Source organism: Magnetococcales bacterium (assembly GCA_015231175.1).
Taxonomy (GTDB): domain Bacteria; phylum Pseudomonadota; class Magnetococcia; order Magnetococcales; family DC0425bin3; genus HA3dbin3.
Window position 1 is genome coordinate 1 of record JADGBZ010000112.1, and the last position, 7996, is coordinate 7996.

At 57.5% G+C, this 7996-nt stretch carries 9 protein-coding genes and 1 pseudogene; 9 read left to right on the forward strand and 1 reads right to left on the reverse strand.

The annotated features are described in order from the left end of the window. On the reverse strand, positions 1-154 hold a 154-nt coding region (locus HQL63_15135; protein ID MBF0178159.1), incomplete at its 3' end, for a hypothetical protein. A gap of 179 nt (positions 155-333) precedes the next feature. Between HQL63_15135 and lexA the strand changes: the two genes are divergently transcribed. The 9 genes and pseudogenes from lexA to HQL63_15180 form a co-directional block, all read left to right on the forward strand. Beyond that, positions 334-996 (forward strand): transcriptional repressor LexA, encoded by a 663-nt coding sequence (lexA, locus tag HQL63_15140; GenBank protein MBF0178160.1) that lies wholly within the window; start codon positions 334-336, stop codon positions 994-996. A gap of 12 nt (positions 997-1008) precedes the next feature. Next, on the forward strand, positions 1009-2265 hold the full coding sequence (locus HQL63_15145; protein MBF0178161.1) for a hypothetical protein: 1257 nt from the start codon (positions 1009-1011) through the stop codon (positions 2263-2265). Beyond that, on the forward strand, positions 2183-3283 hold the full coding sequence (locus HQL63_15150; GenBank protein MBF0178162.1) for a hypothetical protein: 1101 nt from the start codon (positions 2183-2185) through the stop codon (positions 3281-3283). Before HQL63_15145 ends, HQL63_15150 begins: the two co-directional genes overlap by 83 nt. 301 nt (positions 3284-3584) lie before the next feature. Next, positions 3585-4196, forward strand: a complete 612-nt coding sequence (locus HQL63_15155) for a sigma-70 family RNA polymerase sigma factor (protein ID MBF0178163.1) — start codon at positions 3585-3587, stop codon at positions 4194-4196. A gap of 105 nt (positions 4197-4301) precedes the next feature. Further along, entirely contained in the window at positions 4302-5069 is a 768-nt protein-coding gene (locus HQL63_15160) for an ATP-binding protein (GenBank protein ID MBF0178164.1), read from the forward strand. An 11-nt stretch (positions 5070-5080) separates the two neighbouring features. Then, positions 5081-5404 (forward strand): annotated as a pseudogene (locus tag HQL63_15165) (DUF669 domain-containing protein). Between the two features lie 567 nt (positions 5405-5971). After that, positions 5972-6271, forward strand: a complete 300-nt coding sequence (locus HQL63_15170; GenBank protein ID MBF0178165.1) for a hypothetical protein — start codon at positions 5972-5974, stop codon at positions 6269-6271. After that, positions 6271-7209, forward strand: a complete 939-nt coding sequence (locus tag HQL63_15175) for an oxidoreductase (protein MBF0178166.1) — start codon at positions 6271-6273, stop codon at positions 7207-7209. The genes HQL63_15170 and HQL63_15175 overlap by 1 nt, the downstream gene beginning before the upstream one ends. Beyond that, positions 7203-7996 (forward strand): DEAD/DEAH box helicase family protein (locus HQL63_15180; protein ID MBF0178167.1); only part of this gene is annotated, 794 nt, incomplete at its 3' end. The genes HQL63_15175 and HQL63_15180, both read left to right, overlap by 7 nt.

The following is a 7996-nucleotide window of genomic DNA, read 5'->3' on the forward strand; positions in this document are numbered from 1 at the left end:
GACCATAGGGCCATTGGTTGGGCGAGTTATCCAGGGGAATCTTCTCCGTTTTTTGCTTTTCCAGAAGGCGACGGATGCCGGTGGCCAGGATGCGAGCGGCCTCGGTGAGGCGGTCGTCGTCGGACATTTGGGCGGGGTGGGGGGTGTGCAGCATCTGGACAATCCTCAAAGGTGGTCATGGAACCCATACCCCTTACATACCGGCCAGTTTGCCAATCTGTCGGAACTTTTTTTGTTTGTGGTGAAAATTTTATTGCTTTGTATGATGGCAACCTAATATCATTAAGGTGATCGCAATGGAAGCGGTTCATGCGCAACACAGGGAGGAATCATTTGACAGAATTTCAAGAAAAACGTGGACGTGGGGGTTCAAAAGCGATGGACGGGGCTACTCCTGCCCAGGAACGCATGGTGGCTACCATCCGCAAATTTATTGACGAGCATGGCATGTCTCCCACCGTGCAGGAGTTGGGGGCGATCCTCGGTATTCGTGCCCCCAGTGTCCATGAACAGGTAGCCGCCCTGATCGAAAAGGGCATTTTGCGGCGCATTCCCTTCAAGGCCCGCTCTCTGGAAATCGTGGAGACGGCCCCGCCATTGATGGAGCTGATCACCGTACCCATTATCGGTGCCGCAGCCGGTGGTACGCCCATCCTGGCCGTGGAAAACCGGATTGGCGAGATACTGGTGGAGGCACGTGTGGCACGGGGGAGCTGTTTTGCGCTCCAGGTGAAAGGCGACAGCATGATTGACGCCCGCATTGCCGATGGGGATCTGGTCATTGTTCGTCGTCAGCAGGTTGCGGAGAACGGCGACATTGTCGTGGCCCTGCTGGGCGATGAGGCCACGATCAAACGATTGTACGTGGGCGATGGTGTTGTTGAACTTCGGCCTGCCAATACTGCCTTTCAGCCCATTCCGGTGGGCCCGGAAGACGATTTTCGCATCCTGGGAAAGGTCCTGGCGGTGCGCGGAGCACAGACATCCAACGAATAAAGGAGATCCCGCATGGCCATGTTCAAACCACGCCGTTTTGCCCAACCGGAGACCCTGAAGGCCATCGAGCCGGGCCGGTTGGCAAGATTCCTGACACCCCATGCGGAATTTTTGGCAAGCCGTGGAGTGAACCTGTCCAGCAACGATGATGGTGTGGATTGTGATCTGTTGGCCTCTGTCCTGATGAACCTGGGTGAGGATGCCCCTCTGAACCTGCTGGAATCCCTCTACATCATCCATGAAATGGCCAGCCAGGACGGCATGGATCGACTGCTGGAGGCTGCCGAAGAGAACAATCTGGCCATCGACTTTGAGCCCGATTCCAGCCCGGCGGATATTGCCATCCAATTTTTTCTCAACAACCGGGAGTTGCTCGAACAGCAGCACGCCAAGCTGTTTGTTACCCGTGTCCGTTCGTTCCTCTACTTCCAGGGGAATCCGGCATGGAAAGGCTCTTTCGTCTTGCCGAATGATGCCACCTTGCAGGCGTTGGAGAGTGATCTGGATGAGTGGTTTGACAAAAAGAAACGCGGCAGAGGGTGTCGGGTATTCCTGTTTGACCAGGGGCAGAGGGTCAACCTGGTGGTGCGGCACGGCATGCCTTTCCGGAGAGAGGGCTCCATGGAAAAGGATGGCCAGCCGGGTGCCATCTATTTTCGTCCCGAGTCCCATGATCTGTTGATCTATGACCGGGAGGCAAACGAACTGTGCGTCAGGGCCTGCTCCAAGGGGGAGCGATCCATGTATCTGCCGCACATCGGCAGGCATCTGTTTGGCAATGAGGAGCATTTCAATGGCGATGAAAAATATACGCTGGATCCGTTGCTGACGGACATGGCCGATTCTTTAGTTCACAGTGACATCGATGGGATAGAGTGGATCCGACTGTTGGCGGTCAACATTTACTGGGGTGGTGAACATGGCGAATCGGAAACCAGACGGGCTAGGGATCTGCTGGCCGCCTTCCAGCAGCGGGCATACTCCTTGCCGAAAAGTGCCCGATTGTCCGAGGCAAGGTTCCAGATCAAGTTTACCGCCTCCAGGGCACCTCGTACCCTGGTCATCCGACCCAACAATCAGGCCATGTACACCCGAGACGATGATAGCCTGATTCTGGAAACCTGGATGAAACGGCGCGGGTTCGACCGGACATCGGCCATTGCGAACGAGGAAGAGTATGCGGAATATGCAGCGGTTGTGGGCGACGTTGGAAGCGGTGCCGGGGAGTTCGGCGATCATGGCGGACTGGCGGCGGCTTCTGCAGGATGAGTTTGAGATTGGCAGGCAACTTCTGCGCCCCACCAACCGCCTCTCTACCAGCTATCCCTGCCCCCGCCCGGGTGGAGTGGGTTGTCCGAGGAGAGTCATCCAACAGGGTGATGGCTTTGTCGCGGTATGTGGCGACGAGGATGGAGCCAACTGCGATGACATGTCATTGCAGAGAGGGGAGGTTGTTATCCATGAACTGAACCGGCAGGGTCTGGCGAATCGGGTGGCCAGTGCTCTGGGTATCCGGTCTGAATTTGCGCTGGTGGAAAGGGTGCGGGAGACCTTTTGGGTTGGTGATTTCAATCCTGTCGCCGGGAAGCGGTTTCCCATATTTTTGATGCTTTGTTTTGACGTCGGCCAGCGGGCAGAGGCCGTAGCTCATTTGTGCCGCATCACCACCGTTCCGTTTGTTCTGCTTGCGCCCACGCCGCAATCCATACCCGTTCGCTCGCTGGATCTGCTCCGGGATCGTCGGGCCTGCTTTTATCCCCTGTCCGATCTGTTGGTTGCAGGTGCCAGGGGACAGTTGGTGACATCTTCCATGGCGGCAGAGGCAATGACGGCCTTTCGCGCCATGGTCCTGCCGGAACCTTTGCCAGATACTCCGGGTGTCTGTTTCCACACCCCATTCGATGCCACATGGCGGGATCTCCGTATCTGCTTTCTGGATGGCCATCGGGTCACCCTTTCCTGTAAGGGTATCTTCGAAACGGTCAATTTTTCCAATATGGGCATGGAAAACAAAACCACCCGGGAGCCCACGTTGCAATGGACGCTGCTTGAAGCGTTCGCAAAGGGGCGAGGAAAAATCTCCTGGCACTCCTCGGAGGCCAACAGGAGGAATGTCAAGCGGGTGCAGCGGTTGAATGATGACCTGGGGCGGTTTTTCGGCATCTCAGGCCGACCAGTCACCTGGAAGGCGGAAGAAGATGCCTATTGCACCGCATTCGACATTCTCTTGGAGGCAGACAAACCCATGCTGACGCAGTCCACCACGCATCCATTCAAGATGCACTGACCTGTTTTGTTGACCACCCCTCCTGTCGCCGGGCACTGCCCCGGTTTTTTTGTGCCCGCTTTTGCCTTCCTGGCATCTTCTCCAAACAGCCCGCCTGCAAACCACCGATGACATGTCATCGGTGTCAGGGATTTTTTTTGCATTTTTTTGAAGGGTGATCGCGGGAACAAACAAGTGATTTTTCGATGAGTTCTATGCCGAATCACATGATGACTACGTCGTGTCATCTCCCCCTCCGATGACATGTCGCCAATCCAGGGCATTCGGGCACTGCCCGCCACTCTGGATGAAGGCGATATCCATGGAATCACGCAATCACTATCACGGCCTCTACCCATACGCTGTCTGTACCGTTCGTCATCATGCCCGGCGTCTGGCCAGGCAGCCCGGCTTTTCTCCTGCCGATGTCGAGGATATTGAGCAGGATCTGATGCTCGACATGTTTCGCCGAATGGCCCGTTTCGACCCTTCAAGAGCCAGCCTCGACACGTTCATGGCCAGGGTGGCGACAAATCGGGTGGCCTCTTTGCTGGATGAGGTGCCGGGGATGAAAGAACAACAGAAGACGACCTCCCTCAATGAACTGGTACAGGACGACGACGGGTCGGTCATCGAGTTGATCGATACCATCGCCTCGGGGCAAGCCCTCTGGTACGAGCATCCATTGTCCTGGCACGAAGCCATCGATCTGCGCGTGGATCTCTCACATCTGCTGGATCAACTTTCCCCATGCCTGCGGAGGCTAGCGGAACGGTTGATGGAGGAGACTGTCACTGAAATTTCCAACTCGACAGGGACTCCGCGCTACAAGCTTTATGAGGGAGTCGGAAAAATCAGGAGCAAATTCAATCAAGTCAAAAAACGTGAAAAAAAGTCCGACAGATTTCATTTTCCGCCGGTATGTAAGGGGTAAGGAGCACGTGATTCGAACGATCCAATCAACTTTCAGGAGACGAACCATGCAACAAAAAACAGTGAACACCCTTTCAACCCGGCCCAACGGCCACGGAGGTGCGTAATGGCCATTTCTCTCTCCACGCTACAACGCCGTCAGGCCAATTTGCCCCCGCGCATCCTGCTCTATGGCGGGGCCGGTGTTGGCAAAACCACGCTGGCGGCGTGTGCTCCCGCAGCAGTCTTTGTCCCCACCGAGGATGGGTTGGGCAAACTGGATGTCATCTCATTCCCCCAGGCCAAGTCCTTTGCCGACGTCCTGGGTGCCATGGACGCCCTGCTCAATGAGCAACACAACTTTGAATCATTTGTCATCGACAGTCTCGACTGGCTGGAGCCATTGATCTGGGCAGAGGTCTGTATCCGCCAGAAGGTGAACTCCATGGAGGAGTTGAATTATGGCAAAGGTTATATGTTTGCCATCGATCTGTGGCGCGAATATATCGGTCGGTTGAACCGCCTGCGTACCGAGAAGGGGATGCTGGTTATCCAGATCGCTCATGCCGTGGTGCGGCGGTTTGACTCTCCGGAGCATGAGCCCTACGACCGCTATGACATCAAGCTGCATCAGAAAGCGGCGGCCCTGCTGGTTGAACACAGCGATTGTGTTCTGTTTTGCAACTACCGGGTGAGCACCACCAAAACTGACGTCGGTTTCAACAAAAAGGTGACTCGGGCGGTGGGTGATTGCACCCGTTTGATCTTTACCAGTGAGCGTCCGGCCTTTTTGGCCAAAAACCGTTACAACCTGCCCGGTGAGCTGCCCATGGAGTGGCCAACACTCGAAGCGTATCTCGCTGGAACCATACCAACAGACACTGTCAGCGCATAAGGAGCAATACAATGGCACAACTCGGCGGAACGTTCGATGCTAGTCAGGTGGACCCCAACCAACCCCACGAGACCCTGCCGCCCGGCGAGTATCGGGTGCAGATCATCGCCAGCGAGATGCGGGCAACCAAGGCCGGGACAGGGCAATATCTTTTCATGGAACTGGAGATCCTGGACGGGGGCATGGCAGGGAAAAAGCTTTTTGACCGGCTCAACCTGATCAATCCCAACCGGCAGGCAGAGGAGATTGCCCAGCGCACCTTGTCGGCCATCTGCCACGCCACAGGAAGGATGCAGGTGAGCGATTCGGAGGAACTTCACTTCAAGCCGCTGATGGTGAAGGTAGTGGTGGACAAGGAGGGGTACAACCAAGTGAAGGGGTACAAGGCGGTTGCCAATACCGGCCAGGCTCCACGGCAGGTTTTCCAGCCGTCACCGGCCCGGCATGCGCCACAGTACCAGACGCAACCCCAGGCGGGACAGGTTCCCCAGTCTCAACCGACACAGTATCAGGCGCAACCGGTACCGCAACCCCAACCGGCACAGTATCAGGCGCAACCCCAGGCGGTGCCGCAACCGGTGCAGTATGCGTCGCAGGTTCCTCAGGCACCGCAACAGGCTCAGTACCCGGCGCAGGCTCCCCAGTCGCAACCGGCGCAGCAACCTGCTGCCCAGGCTCCCAATCCCGCACCCGCTGCCAGTGGGGTTGGCCCCTGGCGGAGGATGGGTTGAGGCAAATAAACGGGCGGTTCTGTCTCCCTCGCTGCCAGGCACCGGCGACAGACCGCCCCACCCATAAGACATCTTTGTTGGAGAAGATCCATGGATACCACCATCCTGCATCATCAGGAGGGACGGGGCAAGCCCGATTTGCCTTCCACCCAGGAAGAATGCCGTTCCCGCATTCTCAAGCTGCAATTCGACATTGCCGCTATCCGCGATCAGTTGGCCGCCGCCGACATGGAGCGACAGGCAAACGGCGGTCGCATCGACACCGACTGGTTTCGCCGCGCACGGTCTTCCATGCGCTTCAAGCGTGAGGAGTTGGCCTATCTCCAGGAGCATCTGCGGCACTGTGCGTCGGCCCACAAGGTCAGGCTGAAAGATTCCATCCTTGCCATCGTGCGTCGCGACTATGACGAAGATGAATGGCGTGGGGTACTGGACGAGGCGCATCGCCTGCTCCGGGAAGGGGGGGCGTGATGGCACTCCTTCCCAATCCCAACCCTCCCACTGTTGAGGCCATTTTTGCGGCCTATGAGTCAGACAATGGGGATGGTTTTCGTCCCCACATGGGGGCTTCCCTCATCGGCAAAGAGTGCGAGCGTGCTCTTTGGCTCGACTTTCGGTGGGCAGTCCGCTCCCGATTCGGCGGGCGCATGTTGCGCCTGTTCGAGACCGGCCAGCAGGAAGAGAACCGGCTTGTTCGCAACCTGCGCCGCATTGGCGTCACGGTTCTGGAGGTCGATCCCCAGACCGGTCGCCAGTGGCGGGTGCAGGCCTGCGGCGGCCACTTCGGTGGTAGTCTGGACGCTGCCGCCATCGGTGTCATTGAGGCACCCAAGACTTGGCACGTCTGCGAGTTCAAAACCCACAACGCGGCATCCTTTGCCGAACTGCGCAAAGAGGGAGTGCAAAAGTCCAAGCCGCAGCATTTTGCCCAAATGCAGATCTATATGCACCTGACCGGCATGACCAGGGCGTTGTATTTGGCGGTCAATAAAGACACGGACGACCTCTATTCGGAACGGGTGCAGGCCGACGAAGCGGAGGCGTTGAAACTGCTCGCCAAGGCGGGGCGGATCATCCATGCGGCGTATCCCCCGGTGCGGATCAGTGGCGATCCCGACTGGTACCAGTGCCGCATGTGCAACCATCACCCCCTTTGCCATGGATCGTCCTGGGCAGAGCGCAATTGCCGCACCTGCCTTCACGCCACCCCCACCGATACGGGTTTGTGGTCGTGCGGGCCTGTTGAACGAGTGATGACCATCGGTGAGCAAAAAGCGGGCTGCACGGCGCATCTCTACATCCCTGATCTGGTGCCTGGCGAGCAGGTGGACGCCGATACCAACGGGGGATGGGTAGAGTATCGTCTGCGCGACGGGAGTCTGTGGCGGGATGGAGGTGTGCCATGCTGACTTTGCGAACCTATCAGCGAGACGCTATCGACGCCATGTACCGGTATTTTGAGACCAGTACAGGGAATCCGTTGGTGGTGATTCCGACCGCAGGGGGCAAATCGCTCGTGATGGCCTGTTTCATCCAGGAGGCGATCCACCTCTATCCCGACACCCGCATCCTGGTGGTGACCCACGTCCGCGAGTTGATCAGCCAGAATTTTGCCGAGCTGATCAATCTCTGGCCGGAGGCTCCGGCTGGCATCTACAGCGCGGGCATGAACCAGCGGGACACAGAGGCACAGGTACTCTTCTGTGGTATCCAGTCGGTTCACAAGCGGGCTTATGACATCCAACGGGCGGATCTGGTGCTGGTCGATGAGGCGCATTTGATTCCCCGCAAGTCCGACACCATGTACCAGCGTTTCTTGGAGGATCTCAAGCGCATCAACCCGTACATGAAGATTATCGGGCTGACGGCCACCCCCTATCGCCTGGACAGCGGACTGCTGCACGAGGGCAAGGATGCTCTTTTCGATGATATTGCCTTTGAAATGCCGGTACGGGATCTGGTGGAGCAAGGATTCCTCTGCCCCCTCATCAGCAAACGCACCGACACCCAGTTGGATGTCTCCAGTGTCGGTTCACGGGGGGGCGAATTTATTCCCGGTCAACTGGAGGCGGCGGTAGATCTGGACCCGGTCACTCAGGCAGCAGTGAAAGAAATTCTTGCCTTTGGCCAGGATCGCCGTTCCTGGTTGATCTTCTGCTCCGGTGTCTCTCACGCCAGCCATGTACGGAATGCGGT